This is a genomic window from Prosthecobacter sp., from assembly GCF_044222345.1.
Lineage (GTDB): Bacteria > Verrucomicrobiota > Verrucomicrobiia > Verrucomicrobiales > Verrucomicrobiaceae > Prosthecobacter.
The window spans coordinates 1-19,504 of the sequence record NZ_JBGANL010000043.1 but is presented as its reverse complement, the minus strand read 5'-3'; the positions used below and the strand labels follow the sequence as shown (position 1 = coordinate 19,504).

Genomic DNA, 19,504 nt, shown 5'->3' with positions numbered 1-19,504 from the left:
CAAGCGTGCTGACGAACGGCGAGGCTTGATGCCGTGCGCATCCTGCTCCATCGGTGAAGCATGCCCCCGCCGAAAAAAACCGCTGCCAGCCAGGTGAATGTCTTCATCGGCAGTGATGAAGCACGCGTGAAGGAAGCCGCGCTCATGCTCGTGCGCAGCCTCACGCCACCAGACGCCGGAGACTTCAGCAACGACGTCATCGACGGCACCGCCGACAACTCCGAACACGCCGGCAACATCTGCTCCAACGTGTGCATGGCATTGCAAACGCTGCCCTTCTTCGGCGGCAGCAAAGTGGTGTGGCTCAAGAACGCCAACTTCCTCGGGGACTCCGGCGCAGGCCGTGGCCAGGATGCGGTGAACGGATTCGAACGCATCCTCGATGTGGTGGAACGCGGCCTCGGCAGTGACGTGAGTTTTGTCATCAGCGCCACCGGCATCGACAAACGGCGCAGCACCTACAAGCGCATCTCGAAAATCGCCGCCTTCGAAGTCTTCGACAAGCCGGACACCTCGCGCGCCGGATGGGAAGGCCCGGTCCTTGCCATGGCCTCACGCAAGGCCAAGGAACTCGGCATCACTTTTGAAAGCGGTGCACTGGAACTCCTGGTGCAGATGGCCGGCGATGACACGCGGCAGATGGAAAACGAGCTCGAAAAGATCGATCTCTTCCTCGGCGAGCGCCGCCGCGCCGGACTGAAGACCGTGCAAAACATGGTGTCCATGAGCCGCGCCGGTGTGTTGTGGGATCTCGGCAACGCCATCGGCAAACGCGATCTGCCGCGTGCGCTGGAGCTTCTCGGCACACTCATGTATCAGGGGCAGAACGCCATCGGCCTGCTGCTCGCCGCCATCGTCCCCCGCGTGCGCAGCCTGCTGCTCATCAAAGACCTCGGCTCACGCTACAAGCTCAACAAGTTCAACTACGCCGGCTTCTGCTCCTCGCTCGAAAGCCTGCCTTCGACGGCAACCTCGCATCTGCCGCGCAAAAAAGACGGCACCGGCTTCAATGCCTATCCGATGTTCCTCGCCATCCCCGAGACCGGCAACTTCACGCTCGAAGAACTGCATGCAGGTTTCAAAGCCTGCCTTGTCGCCAACTCCAAGCTCGTCACTTCATCGCTCGATCCCAAGCTTGTGCTTGAACGTCTCCTCGTCGGCCTCCTCGCCAGACAATCCCGCTGATCCACCATGCCCACCTCCACGATTCTCGCCTGTCTTGCCATTGGTATCATCAGCGGCGCAGTCGCAGCATTATGCGGCGTCGGCGGTGGTGTCGTGATGGTTCCTGCGTTTGTGTTCTTCCTCAAGCTGCCGCACAAGACAGCCGTCGCGACTTCGCTCGCCATCATCATTCCCACCGCGCTGATGGCCACCACGCAGAATGCCAGGCATGGCTACGTGGAATGGAAAGTCGCCGCCATCACCGCAGTCTCTGCGTCCATCTTCGCCTACTTTGGCGCAGGCTGGTTGAAGTCGATGAGCAACGAAACACTCACACGCATCTTCGGCACCATCCTCGTCGTCTTTGGCACACGCATGCTGCTGCAGGGCAAGGCCTGAAGCCTTACCACACCAACGCGTCGAGAAAGAACGTGGCCACCATGCCCAGCGCCACGATCAGGCGCAGCACCAGGCCAACACCCGTGCCCAGCAGGGAGCCCCAGGCTGACTTCGCCGCAGGGTGCAGCTGCTTCTTGGCAAAGATCAGCTCAAAGGCAACGCCACCGATCAGCGGACCCAAGATCAAACCAAACGGAACAAAGAACATGCCCGCGATGCCGCCGATGAACACCCCGGCGATACCCCAGCGGCTCGCGCCAAACCAGCGTGCACCCATGGCACCGCTGGCAAAATCCACGACGTAGGACAGCACCAGCCCGAGCGATAGAATCACAATGCCCCAGGTGCTCATGCCGGACTCCGGACGCAGCACCGTATGAATAATGCCCGCAGCAAAGATCAGCATCGGTCCTGGCAGAAACGGCACCACCGAACCGATGATGCCCACGAGAAGCAGGCAGATCGTCAGCGACCACACGCCCCACATCTGCCACGGCATCGTGGTGAAAAAATGCGCCGTGGAATGCCAGGCATTGGTGAACCACTCAGTCATCGCGCCATTGGGTTTTGGATTCGACGGGCAGCCGCACGCTCTTCGGCCAGTTCAGCCCGGCACGCGGCCAGCCGAGATAAATGAGACCCACGCAGCGATCTTCCGCGCCGATTTGGAGGTAGTCGGAAAACTCACGTGTGCCCAGCAGGGGAGGGGATGACCAGTAGCATCCCAGCCCAGCCGCTGTGGCGGAGAGCTGCAGGTTTTGCAGCGCGCAGGCCACTGCTTCGATCTCTTCGATCTCAGGAATCTTTGCTCCACCACGCCGCTCCATCACACAGGCGATCACCACGGGTGAGAGCAGGGGGTTCTCACTCATCTTCTTCATCTTGTCCTCGCGGAACTCATGCGCTGGTGTCGTCTCGCGATATACGCGCTGCATCGTCTCCGCGAGTCGCGCACGACCAGCTCCTTGATGCACGATGAATTTCCACGGCTCCGTCAGCCCGTGCGTCGGCGCCCATGTCGCATCTTCGAGCACCTGCGTGAGCAGCACACGCTCCACACTCCGCGTCCCATCCATGTCCACCGGCTTGATGGAACGACGATGACGTATGAGCGCGCTGAGCTGGGAAGGGGAGGGGAGTTCGGACATGAATGCGGCAGCCTTACACCATCCGCAGCTGTTTGCTCAAAATTTGAAACGACAGGTTTGTGGCTGTGTCAGCGACAGTGATTCGGTCACTGCTTGCCAGCCCCATTTCATCATTTAGTTCCGGGGTGAGTCCCATGGACTGCAGCCGCAGACCATCGAATGTGATTGACAACCCAACAGATTTTTTGCTAAAAAGACAGCTCTGTATACTATCATTGTTATTCTCAGGCAAATCGAACCTATCTTTTCTTATCATGCCTCTCTTCTGCTGCGGTCAGTGCGGACAATCGATTGATGCTGACGACGCACTCGCGGGGACCGAGGCCTGCTGTCCCGGCTGCGGGGCCGTCATCCAGGTGCCAGCCTGCGCCCGAAACCCGTCTTACCAGCCTTATCAGGCACCAGCTTATATTCAGAAACATGACAGCACACCGGCCGACCAGTCGTCGTCCGCACCTGACGAGTGGCGCCGCCGTGCTCCGCTGCTGGGCACGGGGGGGGCGTTCTTACTGTGCTTCATCAAAAAGCTTGTCGAGCCCGTCTCGGTCTTGGACTCCGCGCTGGGCAATGTGGGACTCGTCAGCAATTTCGCAGGTGCCATCGGCTACACCATCGCCGCCGGTATCTTCGCGCTTATCGCAGCTCTGGTCATCGCGGGCATCGCCGCGGCACTCCGAAAGAGCTTTGTCTCCGTGCTGGCACGCAGCTACGGCATAGCCGTGGTGCTTCTCGCACTTTTGATGCTGGCTGGGTCATTCTCGGGATCACGCAACCTCTCCGGACCCGCGCCTGCCGCGCCCGCACCGGCCATGTCTCCCCAGGTCACTCAAAACATCCATAGTGAGCTGAACAAGCTGCAGTCAGAGTTAGAAAAAATGCAGCAGGGCACCCCGCCTGCGAACGACGCCCCCCCAGCCACACCGCAGACACCACCTGCAGAGCCTGCCGATGACCTGGGAAAGATGCTGGTCATCTCAAGACAGTACTTTGCAGAGATCGCCGCTTTGCAAAAAGACTACACGGACGAAATCGCCAAGATCGGCTTCCTGCGGGTGCTGGACGGAGAGCGAATCCTCAAGGATCAAGACTCCAGCGAGTCGTATGATCTGCTCGCTCGCGCACGGGTGCTGCTGAAGAAATACGGCGTTAAAATGCGCGAAGCGATTGCCAGCTTCCCCGCGAAAGTTCGCGACAGTCATATCAGCCCCGCCGGCAAGGCAGATCACATCCGCAGCGCCGAGACGGGCGTGGAGGCTGCCCTGAAGACCTTTGATGAAACATGGGCCCTCGAAGGGAGCGCCGTCGATGGCATCCAGGCCATCATCGATATGCTGAGCAGACGGCGTGGTCACTGGCACATGAGCAAGGGCCTCTTCATGTTTGACGACAATGCGGATCTGACGGCCTTCAATGCGTCCATGGCCAAAATCAACGCGGCTGTAGCCCGTCAGAATGAGATCAAAGAACAAGGACAGCGGGATACGGGAAAGATGTTTGATGACCTGCGGGCCGTCATCCCAAAGTAGGCGGCACATGCATTAACACTTAAACTTTTTGTGCGGTGAACGGCATCCCTGCGACCGAGACCATGTCGCATCTCCGAGCACCTGCGTGAGCAGCACACGCTCCACACTCCGCGTCGCATCCATGTCCACCGGCTTGATGGAACGACGATGGCGGATGAGTGCGCTGATTTGTTCGTGCGATGCGATGCCAGTCATGCGGCCTGCTGAACGCGCTGTCAACTCACCGCCACAATGCATCATGCCAGTGAAAGCCAACTGTGGAGTTGCCATCCTGGTCTTAAGAGCTAAAACACCGGCAGTAACCGACAGGACGGTTGCCGGTAACAATCAATGTTGGATTAGCAACACACCAAAAAAAATGAGCGCCATATACGACAAAGCGAAGTTGTTTTTTGATGCCTGTGACAGCGGCAAGGGCTGGCAGGTTTGCAAGGAGTACTGCCATCCAGATGCCACGTTCTCGGCACAGGGTCCAGCGCTCGCTTCCGTCAACACTTTGGAAGGTTACACCAACTGGATGAAGGATTTTTTCACGCCGGTGCCGGACGGACGCTACGAGCTGAAATTCTTCGCAGAAGACCAGGAGCGCCAGTGTGTGGCAGGTTATGGCGTCTATTACGGCACACACACCGGACCGGGAGGACCGGTTGAGCCTACCGGCAAGACCCTGTCGGCTGACTATGCCTATGTGATGCAGTTTGAAGAAGGCCGCATTCGGCACATGACCAAAATTTGGAATGACGCCTTCGGTCTTCGGCAGTTGGGCTGGGCATAGCCCTCATTCCGATGCGACGCGCTCCAGGGTATTATTGCCCGGAGCGCTGCAGCAAATGAAGCCAACCATGTGCCATTGAAATGGGACACAAAGAGTCCTGGCCTAAACCAGCGGCAGCAGTTTGCTCAAGGCAAGCGTCACCAGCAAACCGATCACGGAATCCGCCGTGAGCTGCAGGGACCAGGTGCGCAGGGTTTCCTTTTCGGTCATGCCGCTGAGGCGGTTCACCACCCAGAAGCCGCTGTCGTTCATCCAGGAGCAGAACATCGCGCCGAAGCCGATGGAAGTGAAGAGGTAGAGCGGATGACAGCCAAGATTCGTGCCGGTGAGCAGCGGTGCCATGATGGAGGCGGCGGTCAGCATCGCCACGGTGGCAGAGCCTTGAGCCACACGCACGACGGCAGCCACAAGCCAGCCCAGCAGGATCAAATTCAAGCTGTAAGCCTTCGCGAGATCCGCCACTGCGGTGCCCACGCCAGCGATGCGCAAGGCATAGCCAAAGGCCCCCCCTGCGCTGGTGATAAGAATGATCATGCACGCCGTCTCCAACGGCGGTCCCATCAGTGCCTCGATCTTCTTCAAGCCAAATCCACGCTGCCTGGCCAGCACACCGATGGAGATCAATGCGCCAATGATCAGTGCGATGTTCTTGTGCCCGATGAAGTCCACCCAGGTGCGCACCGCATCAAAGCCATGCTCGCCACCCAGCGCATTCACCATCGCCACGCCCCATCCTGCACCGCTCTTCGCACCTGTATGAGCCAGTTCAAACACCGTGGTCAGACTGATCAAGATGATCGGCAGCAGCACCGGCGTGATGCTCCAGAAGAAGGAAGGCAGCTCGCTCTCAGGCTTGGCGCTGACGCCTTGCAGTTCGCTCAATGAGACGGCACCAGTCTCGCGCAGCGGCACGTCGGTGCGGGCGTTCAGCCACTTGCTGAAATAGAAGCCAAAGAAGCAGGTGATCGCGCCAATCACCATCCCGCCCACCACGGACTCGCCTACATTCAGGTTCAGGCTTTCCACCACTGCCACCGGTCCGGGGTGCGGCACCGTCATGGAATGCGTCACGGTGCCACCGCAGCAGATTGCCATGAGGTACAGCGTGTAGTCTTTGCCGGTGCGCATGCGCAGCGCCATCGCCAGGGGCACCATGAGCATGAACATCGTGTCGAAGAAGATGGGGGCGCTGAGGATGAAGGTGCTCCACAGCAGGGCCCAGCCCGCATGTTTCTCGCCAAAGAATGCCAGGAAGCGCCGCACCACCTTGTCCGCCCCGCCGCTCTCCATCAGGCACATGCCAATGATCGCCGCCAGAGCGATCGAGATCGCGATATCACGCGCCGAATCTCCCAGTCCTTTGGAGACCATCTCCACCGCGCCGACCATTGACGACATGACTTTCACTTTGCCATCCTTCTGCACCACATCCCAGGAATCCTTGCCTGCAAGCAGACAGGCCAGCAGCGCCGCGACCACCAGCGCCAGAAACGGATGCATGCGCAGCTTGCTAATCGCAATGATGATGAAGGCGACGCTGACAGCGAGAACGACGAAGGGCCAGTAGCTGGCCGAGGTTGCGGCAAGGAGAAACATGGCCGCGATGCTGGAGGGAGGCAGCGGACACGTCAAGACATTCGACAGTGGACTTCGCGCCTGACTCCGCTTCTTTCAGCCGCGCATGAAACCAGCCTATCTCCGCCTGCTCTTTGTCCTGCTCGTCATCGTGGCGGGAGCGTTCGGCGTTTCGCGGCTGGATTTCGATGTGGATCCTCTCAGCCTGCTGCCGCAGGAGCTGCCGGGGCTGCAGGGCACGCGCCTATTGAGGGAGCAGAAGCGCAACCTGCTGCTCATCGCCGTGCAGGCCGAAGATCCGGCACTGGCCGAAGTCACCGCCGATACGCTGGCCGAACACCTGGCCGCCAAGCCTGAACTGTGCGCGAGCGTGCGCAGCAAATCGCTGCTGCAATCCGATCCTGCGATCATCGCGGAAGTCGTCGCCTATCTCTGGCTCAATGCGCCGCCGCAGGAGGTGGCGAAGCTCATCTCATCCCTTGATCCCGCTTCGCTCACAGCCCTGCTCGCCAAATCCAAGGAAGCCGCAGCCTCTTCTCTCGATCTGCAAAACGCCACGCTCACTGGCTACGATCCACTCGGCCTCGCACGCGGTGCCCTGGCGTTCATGAGCGGGGGAGGGGACATGAGCAGCCTCATGAGCGATGAATTCAGCAGCGCCGATGGCACACTGCGTCTGCTGTTTGTCACTCCACCGGGGCAGGCGCTGGCTGACTATCGTGCAGCCAATGCGTGGCTCATGCAGATCAAGAAGGCCGTGCGTGAGGAATGGCTGCCCCAGCAAAAAGAACTCGCGGGCGTGAAGATCGGCTTCACAGGTGATCCGGCTTTTCAGGCGGAAATCGCCACCGGCATGGAAGGGGACATGCGGCAGTCGATCGGAGCCGTCACCTTCATCGTCGGCTTTCTTTTCTGGCTGCTGCACCGCAGTGTGAAGCCGCTGCTCTGGCTGCTGCTGGCCATTCTCTGCGCCAACCTGCTGACGCTCGGCACAGCAGGCGTGATCTATGGCTCGCTCAATGTGATGTCCATGGGCTTTGCGGCCATCCTCACGGGATTGATTGAAGACTTTGGCGTCTTTGGTCTGCATGTGGCACGCGAACACCCGGGCGAGCGATTTGGCAGCATCTGCCGGCGCGCGCTGCCCAGCGTCACGTGGTCGGCCGTCAGCATCGCCGGCATCTTTGCCATGCTGGGTCTCAGCCAGCTTCCCGGCGTGGCGCAGCTCGGTGTGTTGTCGGCGCTCGGAGTGCTGATCGGTGCAGCGGTGATGATCTTCGGCTTTCTACCGCTGGGCATGACCACGGGCAAACTGGAGGAGCATCATGGCAGCATTCGCCTGGCCATGAGAATGCAGGGCATCATGGTGTGGCTCGTCTTGATCGCTCTCATCACCGCCACTGCGGTGGTGGGATGGAAGGGCCTGCCGAAGATGGATTTCGGCTCTGCCGTGCTGCGTCCTGACAAGAGCGAGGCTTTCGATGTTCTGGAAGACATCGAGCAGCGCATGCTGAACACCAGCAACGAACCGGGGCGCAATGTGCCCGTGGTCTTTGCGGCCGCAGATGCCGCCGCCCTGCGCCAGAGCATCCTCTCCGCACAGAAAACGCTGAAAAGCGATGAAGTCGAAGCCCAGGTGCTGCCGCTTGCATTGGTTCCCGATGCGGACGCGCAAAAGGCGAATCTTGCCGCGCTGCAATCCCTCGCTGCACGCGAAGACGCATTCAAACAAGCCGTCGATGCCGCTGGATTCACCGACGTGGCCTATGCCCTTTCACAGAATGTCTTCAAACAGCTGCGTGAATGGTCGGCAGCCAAAACAGCGCTGCCGCTCTGGCCCAAGCCCATCGTGCTCGAAAATCTCGGCGGTATTGTCTCCCAGCATGACAAACACGGTTTGATGGCGATGGGCTCCATACGCCTTGCACCGGGACGATCCTTGGAGAACGCGCCAGTCTTGCATGAACTGGAAAAAATCCCGGGTGCTCATCCCGCAGGCTGGGCCTTTCTGCGCACATCCCTGGAACCCCTGCTCAAGCGTGAGATCTTGCACGTCTGCGTGCCCACCGTCGCCATTGCCTGCCTCCTGTTTCTGCTGGTGTTTCATGGCTGGCGGGAGCGGGCCTTCGCCTTCTTCACCCTCGCAGCCAGCGGCTGGATTCTCCTGGGCGGCATGTCCGCCTGGGGTCTGACCTGGAATCTCATGAGCGTCGGGGCCATCCCCCTCTGTCTGGGCCTGGGTCTCGATTTCACCATTCATGTGATGCATTCCCTGCGTGAGCCCGGCATGACCCGGGAGCGCGTCGCCTCGCTGGGCCGTTCGCTCGCCTACTGCGGTCTCAGCACCGGCCTGGGCTTCGGTGCCCTGGCAGTAGGCAGCAATCGCGGGCTGATCACCCTGGGAATGACCGCCATGATCGGCGTGCTCACCGTGCTGATCACGGCCGCTTTCGCCCTGCCGTGGGTCTGGTTCCGGCGGAAAGACTGATCGCAGGGGCGCATTTGCCCCCCTCACTTTTCCGAGCCCTGATTTTTCACTGGCGCAACCGCTCGTCCCGAGTACTATGCTCAACTCTCGGAAGAGATGGTGGCCGTAGTTCAACGGTAGAGCCCCAGATTGTGATTCTGGTTGTTGCGGGTTCGAGTCCCGTCGGTCACCCCACTTTTTTTCATGGAGTGCTGCCGGACTTCCGGTTACAAAGAAGCACACATGCAACCGCTGGAACAAGTCATAGGCCATACCTTTCGCGATCCCGCATTGCTCAAGCTCGCGCTCACGCATGGAAGCGTGGGTTATGAAAGCCAGCGCGTTCACTCGGACAATCAGCGCCTCGAATTCCTCGGCGATGCCGTGCTGCAGCTGGCCCTGTCACATCTGCTCTATCACCGCCTGCCCCAGGCCGACGAAGGCGTGCTGACCCAGGCGCGCGCCCAGCTCGTCTCTACCAAGGCGCTGGCGCGCATCTCCCGCCGCATCGGACTCGGTGCCTACCTGCACCTGGGGCGTGGTGAGGATGCCAATGGCGGCCGGGACCGCGAATCCACCCTGGCCGATGCCCTCGAAGCCGTCGCAGGTGCCATCCACCTCGATTCCGGAACCGACGCCGCCCATCAATTTGCCGCACGGCTGTTTGCGGAAGATCTCGAAGCCCTGAATCGCGGCCAGCTGGATGCCAATCCCAAGGGACAGCTTCAGGAACTCATCCAAGCCGTAGGCGTGGAGCCTCCGGTCTATGAGATCGTCGGTGCTGAGGGGCCGGATCACGCAAAAAACTTCATCGCCACCGTCTCCTGGCGGGGCACCCAGCTCGGACGGGGCACCGGACGCAGCAAAAAAGACGCCGAAGTGGTGTCCGCGCAAGCCGCGCTCGACAATCCGGCGCTCCGAGAATTGCTGCGAACAACCCGTGCACAACTGGACGAACAAAACCGCAGGTCATGAGAGCAACCGTGAACAGTCCAGGTTGTTCGAGCTCGCTCACAATTCCTGCCGGATCCGTTCACAGCTCGTCTGCCCGTGGAACCCTTGTGTTTTCAAAGGGGAACCGACTTGTTGCGCTTGTTCGCAGTACTTACGGATATGAGGATTTAAACAACCTCGTTCACCCCAATCATAAGAGATGGGAACAAGTCCGTTTTGGATGAATCGACACCTCTCACAGCCAGAAAGTTTTCGAGACTCAGAACTCCCATGCGAATCAGCCTGAAGCCGTTCCTCCATGGCGGAGCAAAGCAGAAAAGATTATCTGGAATTTGAAGGCGTGCCTGGCGAAGGAACTATCAAGCCATTCTGCCCCATGCAGGCAGACATGGATTCAGGCCTGCCCTTCGTCCTTTATCTTGAGTACATCAGCAACGATCTCACGGGCAGAGGAATAGATCATGCCAGGATTCGACTGCCGCATTGAGAGCTACGGATCACATGGCCCGCTCATGTCCACTACTTGAGCGGCCAGAACACCGGCACCATGGCCAGGATGACGAGCAGCATCACAAGAGTCAATCCACCGCCCACTTTGATGAAGTCTCCAAAGCGGTATTTGCCGGGGCCATAGACGAGGATGCAGCTTGGCTCAAACGGTGTGAGCATGGAGGCGGAGGCGCTGAGCATGACCCCGATGGCAAAGCTGCGTGGATTGGCTCCCATGGACTCGGCGGCCTGCAGCGCCACCGGCAGCACCACCAGCGCGGCTGCGGCATTCGACATCGGCTGGGTGAGCAGCATCGTCAGCAGGCAAAAGCCGGTGAAGACCGCAAAGACACCCATGGGCTGCAGCCACCCGGTGATGAAGTCGGCGATCATGCGTGATGCGCCGGAAACCTGCATCGCTTCGCCAAAAGCCATCATGCCGCCGATCAGGATCAGCAGCCGCCAGTCGATGTTGGCATAGGCGTTCTCCAGCTTGATGCAGCGCATGAAGACGGCCAGCATGGCCACCATGACGAAAGCGACGGTGTCGGGTACCCAGCCGAGGCTGCCGGTAATCACAGCGAGGACAAAGGCGCCCAGCAGTATGAAGCCGCGCCGGCGCGTCTCCGCGCTGAACTGGTACTGTGTGATGACGATCATGTCATTGCCTTCTTCAAAGGCGCGAAAGCGATCGCTCGGCCCCTGCAGCAGCAGCACATCGCCTGCACGCAGTTTTTCAGCCGCCATGTGATGCATCAGCGAGCGATCTCCGCGCATGAGCGCCAGCACGGAGAGGCCGGTGCGCTGCCGGAAGTTGTTTTCGCGCAAGGATCGTCCCACAAAGGCGGAGCGCGGCGTGAGAACGACTTCGGCGACCTGTGCATCGCTCATGTCCACCCCGGAGCTGCGCAGCGTGACGTCTTCGAGAATGTCAATGCCCTCGATCTTTTTCACCCGGATGAGATTTTCCACCTTGCCGGCCACCAGCACCACATCCCCCTCCTGAAAGCGGAGCTTGGGAGCGGCATCGAACGTCTGCTCGGCCCGGCGGATTTTCATGACCTGGAACTCCATTGCTGAAAAGTCGGAGTCGAAGGCAGCCTGGCCGATGAGAGGCGAGCCGGGAAGCACCATCACCTCGGCAAAGTAATCCCGCATGGCATCACCGGCCACGGCGGCAGCCTTGTCGCGTTCTGGTACCAGATGGGTGCCAATGAAGACCATGTAGAGGATGCCGGTCAGCATCAGGACAAGACCGATCGCGGTAAACTCAAACATGCCCAGCGGCTGCAAACCCAGCTTGGTGATGGCGCCGCTCACGGCCACATTCGTGGAAGTGCCGATCAAGGTGCACGTGCCGCCCATCAGCGAGGCAAAGGCCAGCGGCATCAGCAGGCGTGAGGGAGGGAGGCGCAGCTTGCGCGCCAGGCCCATCACCGGACCCACAAACACAGCGGTGACGGTGGTGTTGTTCATGAAGGCGGAAAGACCGCCCACCACGGCCATCATGAAGCCCATGAGCCGCTTCGGATGGGTGCCGAATGTCTGGGCCAGAACGCCCCCCATCATGTCCAGCACGCCCGTTTCACGCAGGGCTGCACCGATGATAAAGATCGCTGCAAGAAGGATGATCACACGGTCCCCAAAGCCCGAAAAGGCCTGATCAGCCTTCAGAATGCCGCACATGACCAGCACGCAGAGCAATGACAGCGTGACGAGATCCACCGAGATTTTCTCCGTGGCAAAAGCAATGACGGCCACGATGAGCAGTCCGATGACGATCCAAGCATCCATTTCGCCGCACCAGTGGCGCAGGGATTCCCTCTGCTCAAGGAACAAGCCAGCGCAAACCACCTCAGCGGATCGTTTTGTGGAAGCAGAATCTCCTGCGTAAAGAATCGTGCCACAGAGCACCAGGCGAATGCCGCTCAATACAAACCAAGGTGCTTGATAAAGAGTCAAGCAGTCGCCTGTCCTGGGGACTCGAATACACGGGGCATTTTCATCTCTGCTGCTTTCCACTCTTGCCATCCAGCGTCTGTCTCCATACTCTCCGCCCCACTATGAGCGAAAAAACACCTGTGAACTGGGAAAAGCTGGAAGCGAAGCCGGAATTCCGCGCATTGCTGGCCCGGAAGTCGCGATTCATCATCCCGGCGACGATCTTCTTCCTGGTCTACTACCTCGCGCTGCCGATCCTGGTGGGTTACTGCCCTGAGCTGATGAAGAAGAAGGTCTGGGGTGAGGTGAACATCGCCTATGTCTTCGCGCTGTCACAGTTCTTCATGGCCTGGATCATGGCCTTCCTCTACGTGCGCGTTGCCGCGAAGTGGGACAAAGCCGCCGCCGCTGTGATTCACGGTCAGGAATGAGCCCTGCGTCACCATTGAACCTTCCATCTTAAATTCGTCTCCTTTCCTTCTCGATGAACATCCCTCTGATCATGTTTCTGGCCTTTGTGGGCCTCACGCTCCTTATTACCTTCTGGGCAGCCAAGAAGAACACCGGAGCCAGCGCCTACTTTGCCGCAGGGCGCAGCATCACCGGCTGGCAGAATGGTCTTGCCGTCGCCGGCGACTATATGAGCGCCGCATCCTTCCTTGGGATCTCCGGGATGATCTGCTTCTACGGCTATGATGGCTTCATGTACTCCGTGGGCTTTCTGGTCGCCTACATCACCGTGCTCCTCGTCGTCGCGGAGCCGCTGCGCAACGCTGGCAAATACACCATGGCCGACCTGCTTGCCTATCGTCTCAAGCCCCGGCCGGTGCGGGCGCTGGCCTCGCTCAGCACGCTGACCGTTTCCACCTTCTACATGATCGCGCAGATGGTCGGTGCAGGCGTGATCATTCAACGCCTCATCGGTCTGCCCTTTGCACCGGCGGTCATCGGAGTGGGCATGCTGATGCTCGTCTATGTCGTTTTTGGCGGCATGCTGGCCACGACGTGGGTGCAGATCATCAAGGCCCTGCTGCTGATCGCAGGTGCTATGCTGCTGAGTTATCTGGTTCTGCAGTATCATCACTTCAGCTTTGCCGAATTCTTCAGTGCCGTCTCCAAAGCTGACTACGCCGGCACCGCAGAGCCAAAGAATCTCATGGAGCCCGGGCTCAAGTTTGGCGTCGCCGTGGCAGGTCCGTGGGGACCGCTGGATCTCATTTCACTTGGTCTCGGCCTTGTGCTGGGCACTGCCGGCCTGCCGCACATCCTGGTGCGCTTTTACACTGTGCCAGATGCCAAGACCGCCCGCTCCAGCGTCGTCTGGGCCATGGCCATCATTGGTCTGTTTTACATCATGACGACTTTCTTTGGCTTTGGTGCCGCCACCATCCTCAAGAAAGCCCTCATCACCACGGCTGCCGGCAAACCGGACACCAACATGGTCGCCCCGATCCTTGCGCAGGTGCTCGGGGGCGAATTCTTCTTCGCGTTCATCAGCGCCGTCGCCTTCGCCACGATCCTCGCGGTCGTCGCCGGTCTCACGATGAGCGCCAGCGCCAGCTTTGCGCATGACTTCTACTCCAACGTCATCCATCACGGCAAAACCAACCGCCCGGGCATGGAAGTGAAAGTTGCACGCATCACCGCCTTCTGCGTGGGTGCCGTCAGCATCAGCATCGCCATCTATCTCGGCCCCAGCGTGAACGCCGCCTTCCTCGTCGGTCTGGCCTTTGCTGTCGCCGCCAGTGCGAATCTGCCCGTCATCATCTTCAGTGTTTTCTGGAAGCGCTTCAACACCACAGGAGCAGTGGCCGGTCTCAGCGTGGGACTCATCTCCTCCATCGTCCTGATCTTGCTCAGCCCGAACGGAATCTTCGGCAAGGAAGGCGCCATCTTCCCGCTCGAAAATCCCGGCATTGTCAGCATCCCGATCGGCTTCATCGCCGCCTGGCTGGGAACGATTCTGACCGCTCGTGACCCAGAGGCCGAAGCCAAGTTTGCCGAACTCACCGTGCGTGCCCACACCGGCCTCGGTGCGGAGAAGGCGACTTCGCATTGATCGGAAAGTGATGCGGGCACTCCTGCCCGCAGTCATATCATGCGTCATGCGGGCAAGAGTGCCTGCATCAATCCATCACGTGCAGCACGGGCAAGGCTGTACGAAATGCCCGGGAGTGATTTCCTTGAGCGTGAGGTCCATGCCCACGCTCTGCTCCCACTTGGGATGTTTCATGCGGTGACCGAAAGCACAGCCGGCGGGCGGATTGATCGGCGAAGGCACATCGCCGCGCAGGAGCTGGCGGGCACGGCGCTGGGTGGGATCAGCGATGGGAATCGCGTCCAGCAGGGCCTTGGTGTAGGCATGCCGCGGGTTTTGATAAAGCTCGGTGGCCGGCGCGAGTTCGACGATCTTGCCGAGGTACATCACCGCCACTCGGTCGCTCATGTGTTTCACGACGTTGAGTCCGTGGGCGATGAACAAGTAGCTCAGGCCCATGTCACGCTGCAGCTCCAGCAGCAGATTCAGCACCTGGCTCTGCACCGAGACATCCAGCGCGGAGACGGGCTCGTCACACACAATGAGCTTGGGCTTTAACGCGATGGCGCGTGCAATGCCAATGCGCTGCCGCTGACCGCCGCTGAACTCGAAGGAATAGCGATGCATGGCGTCTGCCGGCAAACCGACACGCTTGAGCAGCTCGACCGCCCATTCGGCGCGTTCCGCGCGCGTGCCCATTTTTTGAATGACGAAGGGTTCCTCCAAAATCTGCCCGATGGTATGGCGTGGATTGAGCGACTCGGCAGGGTCCTGGAAGATCATCTGCATTTCACGGCGCTGGGCGCGCAGCGCGCTTTGCGACTGCGTTGAGATGTCGTGGCCGTTGAAGACGACGCTGCCGGAGGTGGGCTTGAGCAGGCGCACCACGGAACGCGCGACGGTGCTTTTGCCACAGCCGCTTTCACCGACGAGGCCAAGCGTTTCGCCCGCTTTCAGCTCGAAGCTCACGCCATCCACGGCCTTGCACACCGCCTGGGTGGTGTAGAACACACCGCCTCGTACTGGGAAGTGCATCTTGAGATTTTGAACAGAGAGAAGGCTCATGATGCGGAGATTTGGGAGGCAAAGCATGCGCAGGCTTCCACGCCGTGGCCGCTGCCGCATTCTTTCCAGGGCTGGCGGGTGGTTAAAACATCCGTGCTGTGCGGGTTCGGGCAGCGCGAGGCAAAGCGGCAGCCTGTGGGCATGTCTCTGAGGCTGGGAACCATGCCCGGGATGACGGGCAGCGTCGTCTTGGGCGGATGATCGAGCTTCGGCAGGCAGCGGATGAGACCCTGCGTGTAGGGGTGCTGCGGTTTGGCGAAAATCGGATGCACCGGACCGCGCTCGACGATGCGACCCGCATACATGACAGCGACATCATCGCAGGTTTCAGCGATCACGCCGAGGTCATGGGTGATCAGAATGACCGCCATGCCCGTTTCGGTCTGCAGGCGCTTCAGGAGCTCTAGGATCTGCGCCTGAACGGTGACATCCAGCGCCGTGGTCGGCTCGTCGGCAATGAGGACTTTCGGATGGCAGGAGAGCGCCATGGCGATCATCACGCGCTGGCGCATGCCGCCGCTGAGCTGATGCGGATACTCATTCACACGCTGTTCAGGCGCCGGGATGCCGACCCATTCCATGAGTTCGACGGCCCGCCTGAGCGCTTTGGCGGGAGTGGTGGGCTCATGCAGCTGGATCGCCTCGATGATCTGCATGCCGACGGGCTGTACGGGGTTCAGCGCTGTCATCGGCTCCTGGAAGATCATCGCGATGTCATTGCCGCGAATCTTCCGCATGGAGTCGATCGGCAGCTTGGTGAGATCGCGGCCTTCGAGCAGCACTTCGCCGCTGAGAATGCGCCCGGCAGGCTGTGGCAGTAGCCGCATGAGGCTCATGGCCGTCACGCTTTTGCCGCAGCCACTTTCACCAACGAAGCCAAGCGTCTTGCCGGCTTCGAGGATAAAATCGACCCCATCCACGGCGGTGAGCAAACCCTCGTCGGTCTGGAAACCGACGCGTAAATTGCGGACTTCGAGCAGAGGTGTGGGCATTACTTGGTTCCTCCTGCTTTGAGATTGTGGTCGAAGACCTGATCGGTTTCGGGGAATGTTTTGCCGGCACGCATCGCGGCCTCGGTTTCACGTTTCACATCTTCGTCGATCCAGTGCACGTGGTTGGACATCGGCAGCTCGCTGACAGCGACGTTGAAGGTTTTCACCGGCCATTTCACCCAGCGCCAGTAGGCGCAGCGGTAGTAGTTCTGCTCGTAGGCGGGAATCCATGCGGCCTCGTCGTAGATGATCTGGTCCGCACCCCAGGAGGCTTTGCGGATCTCCTCGATGGTTGTCGCGTGGCGTTCGTCTTCGCAGAATTTGTCCATGCGCGGATCGGCGAAGCTGCAGAGGTTGTTGGTGTTGGGTTTCGGCGTTTTGCCGTCTTCCATGAACGCATCCTTGGAGTGCCAGGCCTGGTAGTGATCCGGAATCGGCGGCGTGACGCTGAACGCCACGGACGCAATCTGATGTTTTTTCTGCGTGGCCTTCTGGAAGTAGGACGTGCTTTCGAGACCTTCGAGTTTGTATTCGACGCCGGCTTTGATCGCCTCCTCTTTGAGGCGCTGCATGACCTTTTGAACGATCTCCACCTTGCGATGCAGGATGGTCACGGACAGACGCTCGCCTTTGTCATTCACCAGAACGCCGTCGTTGCCGAGCTTGGTGTATCCGGCTTTGGCGAAATGCTCGCGTGCCAGCTGCACATCGAAGGGCCTTGCAGTGATGGGCGGATCGCCGATGAGCGGGAAGCCTTTGCTAAAGCAGGTCAGTCGCTGGAAGTCACCGCGCAGATCGAAGTCGATGACCTTCTGGTAGTTCGTGGCGTAGCTCAGGCCCAGGCGCACCTCCTTGTTGTTCAGCGGTGCCACCGCGCAGTTCAGCCACAGGCCCGCATGGGAGCCTGGCCAGACATTGTAGAACTTCGCCTTGTGGATGTAGCCCTTGTACACCTCGGGGATCTCCAGCTTTTCATACCAGTATTCCGGGATGCCCATCATGAGTTCTTCGACGTCCAGTTCACCCTGCCGGAAGAGTTCCAACACCTTCTCCTGCAAACGCACGACTCGATAAACGATGTGATCGACGTTGAAGCGATAGCGGGAGAATTTTTTGTCCCGGGCCCACCAGTTTTTCACGCGGGTGAGAGCGATGTCGCGACCAAAATGGATGTCCTCCTCCTTGATCACATAGGGGCCGGAGGTCGGCCGGCAGCGCCACTGGTAGCGCTGCTCAAAGTCCGGCCCGAACTCGCTGTAGAAGCGGCGGGACATGGGAGAGGTGTTCACATAATAAGCCGCAAGCGGCTTGGGCTCCGTGAGCGAGATGGACAGCGTGTGCGCATCGTAGCGCGTGATGTTGGCGTAGTTCTCTCCATACCACTGATTGCCGAAGGGGTTCTTCGGGTACTCGCTCAGCTGCATGTAGAACTGGTTGAAGAAGTCGTCCGCCTCGATCGGCGTACCGTCGGAGAAGGTCGCATCCGGGTCGATGCGGAAATACACCGTGCGGTTGTCGGGGGCCACGGCCCACTCTTTGGCGATGGCAGGTATCACGCGTCCGGTTTCCGGATGCAGGCTGATCAACGCCATCTCCACATCGTCGTACTGGTAGCCGCGGAAGGAGCTGTTGCTGTTCTCGCCGAGCACGCGAAGCGTCGGTGGGAAAGAGAGGACGTACTGGCGCATCGTGCCGCCTTTTTTGGCATGGGAGTCACCGATCTCCGGCTCATCCATGCCGTTCTCCCATTTCAAATCTGCCGGAACGTCCTTGGGCTTGGCGAAGGTGAAGTACTCCGGCTTTTTCAGACGTTCGCGTGTCGCGGCGAGCTGGGCCTCCAGCTCCGCTTTCTTCGCTGCGTCAGCTTCCTTCGCGATCAATCCGGGCAGCTCCTTCTCCTGGTCCTGCAATCCTGCGAGCACCTTCTTGTTGTAGAAGCTCCAAAAGGCCTCGCGCTCCTTGGTGCCATCATACGGCGGGAAATCTGCGGCATGCAGCGCACCACCGAGGATGGCGGCGGTGGTAAAAGCCAACAGCAAACGGGGAACAGCGAGCTTCATTGATAGGTGGTGAACTTCTTCGGATCAAACGCCTCACGCAGCGCTTCACCGACAAATGTGACAAGCAGAAGGATGAAGACCATCACGCTGAACATCGAGATGGAGATCCACACGGCGGAAAGATGACTGGTGCCGTCGTCAAACAGCCAGCCCCATTGCGGATAGGTTTCCGGAAGGCCAAAGCCCAGGAAGGCCAGTGCGGTGAGCGATGAGATGATGGCGGCGACGCTGAAGGGAATTTTCGTCACGATGGTCGCGAGCATGTTCGGCAGCAGATAGCGCGTGAGGATGCGCCAGGTGCTGGCCCCTTGCAGGCGTGCGGCGGAAATGTAGTCACGCTCCTTCTCCTTGTAAGCCAGCGCACGCAGCGAGTAGGTCAGGCTCGTCCAGGAGAAGAAGCAGATCACACCGAGGAGAATCAGCAGGTTCATGTTGGCCACGCCGATGATGCTGATGAGGATCATCACGATGTAGAGGAAAGGCAGTTCATCGAGAATCTCGATGAAACGCTGCATGGCGATGTCAAAAAAGCCGCCGAGGAAACCCATCAGCAGACCGATGAGGATGCCGACGCCGTAGGTGAAAAGAATGAACAGCAAAATCGCCTTCAGGTTAAGCTGCCATCCGCCATAAATCTGCGCCAGCACATCCCAGCCACGGCTGTCCGTACCCAAGTAGTGTCCAGCATTCCACAAGGGCGGGATCGCCGGATAAACGATCATGGAATAGGAAGTCACTGCCGCTTTTTCGAACTCCTCCTGCGGCATCTCACCAGTCCATTTTTCGCGGTCTTTCACCCCGGCCTTGTAGAAGGCGGAAAGCGCCAGCGCACCTGTGCGTGAGTAGCCCAGCGACTCTCCATCCGGCAGACCTTTGCGGAAACGTGTATCCGTGTGCTTTTGCGTCGGCAC

Annotated in this window: 18 protein-coding genes and 1 tRNA gene; 10 read left to right on the top strand and 9 right to left on the bottom strand. The window is 59.7% G+C overall.

The features are described 5' to 3' along the window. Window positions 1–60 precede the first annotated feature (60 nt). Together holA and ACILSL_RS19935 are read left to right on the top strand one after the other, a co-directional pair. Window positions 61–1,185 (top strand): DNA polymerase III subunit delta, encoded by a 1,125-nt coding sequence (gene holA / locus ACILSL_RS19940; protein WP_395733818.1) that lies wholly within the window; start codon window positions 61–63, stop codon window positions 1,183–1,185. A 6-nt stretch (window positions 1,186–1,191) separates the two neighbouring features. Then, window positions 1,192–1,563 carry a sulfite exporter TauE/SafE family protein gene (locus ACILSL_RS19935; RefSeq protein ID WP_395733817.1) on the top strand — a complete coding sequence of 124 codons (372 nt, stop codon included), beginning with the start codon at window positions 1,192–1,194 and terminating at the stop codon, window positions 1,561–1,563. 4 nt (window positions 1,564–1,567) lie between these two features. Here ACILSL_RS19935 and ACILSL_RS19930 read toward each other — a convergent pair whose 3' ends face one another. Together ACILSL_RS19930 and ACILSL_RS19925 are read right to left on the bottom strand one after the other, a co-directional pair. Next, window positions 1,568–2,116, bottom strand: coding sequence for a DUF456 domain-containing protein (locus ACILSL_RS19930; protein ID WP_395733816.1), 549 nt, complete (start codon window positions 2,114–2,116; stop codon window positions 1,568–1,570). After that, entirely contained in the window at window positions 2,109–2,711 is a 603-nt protein-coding gene (locus ACILSL_RS19925; protein ID WP_395733815.1) for a nitroreductase, read from the bottom strand. The genes ACILSL_RS19930 and ACILSL_RS19925 overlap by 8 nt, the downstream gene beginning before the upstream one ends. A 254-nt stretch (window positions 2,712–2,965) precedes the next feature. Between ACILSL_RS19925 and ACILSL_RS19920 the strand changes: the two genes are divergently transcribed. Continuing rightward, window positions 2,966–4,237 (top strand): hypothetical protein, encoded by a 1,272-nt coding sequence (locus tag ACILSL_RS19920; RefSeq protein ID WP_395733814.1) that lies wholly within the window; start codon window positions 2,966–2,968, stop codon window positions 4,235–4,237. 12 nt (window positions 4,238–4,249) lie between these two features. Here ACILSL_RS19920 and ACILSL_RS19915 read toward each other — a convergent pair whose 3' ends face one another. Further along, window positions 4,250–4,432, bottom strand: coding sequence for a hypothetical protein (locus ACILSL_RS19915; RefSeq protein ID WP_395733813.1), 183 nt, complete (start codon window positions 4,430–4,432; stop codon window positions 4,250–4,252). Window positions 4,433–4,475: 43 nt separating this feature from the next. On the opposite strand from ACILSL_RS19915, the gene ACILSL_RS19910 reads away from it, so the two are divergent. Further along, the gene (locus ACILSL_RS19910) at window positions 4,476–5,012 is read left to right on the top strand and encodes an ester cyclase (RefSeq protein WP_395733812.1); all 537 of its coding nucleotides are present in this window, start codon (window positions 4,476–4,478) and stop codon (window positions 5,010–5,012) included. A gap of 102 nt (window positions 5,013–5,114) precedes the next feature. On the opposite strand, the gene ACILSL_RS19905 is transcribed toward ACILSL_RS19910, so the two are convergent. Further along, window positions 5,115–6,608, bottom strand: coding sequence for a GntP family permease (locus ACILSL_RS19905; protein WP_395733811.1), 1,494 nt, complete (start codon window positions 6,606–6,608; stop codon window positions 5,115–5,117). Between the two features lie 85 nt (window positions 6,609–6,693). Here ACILSL_RS19905 and ACILSL_RS19900 point away from each other — a divergent pair, with 85 nt between their 5' ends. The 4 genes from ACILSL_RS19900 to ACILSL_RS19885 all read left to right on the top strand — a co-directional run bounded on the left by ACILSL_RS19900 (window position 6,694) and on the right by ACILSL_RS19885 (window position 10,495). Further along, on the top strand, window positions 6,694–9,075 hold the full coding sequence (locus ACILSL_RS19900; RefSeq protein ID WP_395733810.1) for an MMPL family transporter: 2,382 nt from the start codon (window positions 6,694–6,696) through the stop codon (window positions 9,073–9,075). Window positions 9,076–9,174: 99 nt separating this feature from the next. Further along, a tRNA-His gene (locus tag ACILSL_RS19895) sits at window positions 9,175–9,249 on the top strand. 48 nt (window positions 9,250–9,297) lie between these two features. Next, window positions 9,298–10,029, top strand: coding sequence for a ribonuclease III (rnc, locus tag ACILSL_RS19890; RefSeq protein ID WP_395733809.1), 732 nt, complete (start codon window positions 9,298–9,300; stop codon window positions 10,027–10,029). 277 nt (window positions 10,030–10,306) lie between these two features. Further along, complete coding sequence (locus ACILSL_RS19885; protein WP_395733808.1) at window positions 10,307–10,495, top strand: hypothetical protein; 189 nt, start codon at window positions 10,307–10,309, stop codon at window positions 10,493–10,495. A gap of 32 nt (window positions 10,496–10,527) precedes the next feature. Here ACILSL_RS19885 and ACILSL_RS19880 read toward each other — a convergent pair whose 3' ends face one another. Then, a complete protein-coding gene (locus ACILSL_RS19880; protein WP_395733807.1) occupies window positions 10,528–12,291 on the bottom strand; it encodes an SLC13 family permease in 1,764 nt (587 codons plus the stop codon). A 269-nt stretch (window positions 12,292–12,560) separates the two neighbouring features. On the opposite strand from ACILSL_RS19880, the gene ACILSL_RS19875 reads away from it, so the two are divergent. Beyond that, window positions 12,561–12,869, top strand: a complete 309-nt coding sequence (locus tag ACILSL_RS19875) for a DUF485 domain-containing protein (RefSeq protein WP_395733806.1) — start codon at window positions 12,561–12,563, stop codon at window positions 12,867–12,869. A 53-nt stretch (window positions 12,870–12,922) separates the two neighbouring features. Further along, the gene (locus ACILSL_RS19870) at window positions 12,923–14,497 is read left to right on the top strand and encodes a cation acetate symporter (RefSeq protein WP_395733805.1); all 1,575 of its coding nucleotides are present in this window, start codon (window positions 12,923–12,925) and stop codon (window positions 14,495–14,497) included. Window positions 14,498–14,572: 75 nt separating this feature from the next. Here the strand turns inward: ACILSL_RS19870 and ACILSL_RS19865 are convergent, their stop codons facing one another. The 4 genes from ACILSL_RS19865 to ACILSL_RS19850 form a co-directional block, all read right to left on the bottom strand. After that, window positions 14,573–15,541, bottom strand: a complete 969-nt coding sequence (locus ACILSL_RS19865; RefSeq protein ID WP_395733804.1) for an ABC transporter ATP-binding protein — start codon at window positions 15,539–15,541, stop codon at window positions 14,573–14,575. Next, window positions 15,538–16,533 (bottom strand): ABC transporter ATP-binding protein, encoded by a 996-nt coding sequence (locus ACILSL_RS19860; RefSeq protein ID WP_395733803.1) that lies wholly within the window; start codon window positions 16,531–16,533, stop codon window positions 15,538–15,540. Before ACILSL_RS19860 ends, ACILSL_RS19865 begins: the two co-directional genes overlap by 4 nt. Beyond that, entirely contained in the window at window positions 16,533–18,593 is a 2,061-nt protein-coding gene (locus ACILSL_RS19855) for an ABC transporter substrate-binding protein (RefSeq protein ID WP_395733802.1), read from the bottom strand. The genes ACILSL_RS19860 and ACILSL_RS19855 overlap by 1 nt, the downstream gene beginning before the upstream one ends. Continuing rightward, on the bottom strand, window positions 18,590–19,504 hold a 915-nt coding region (locus ACILSL_RS19850), incomplete at its 5' end, for an ABC transporter permease subunit (protein ID WP_395733801.1). The genes ACILSL_RS19850 and ACILSL_RS19855, both read right to left, overlap by 4 nt.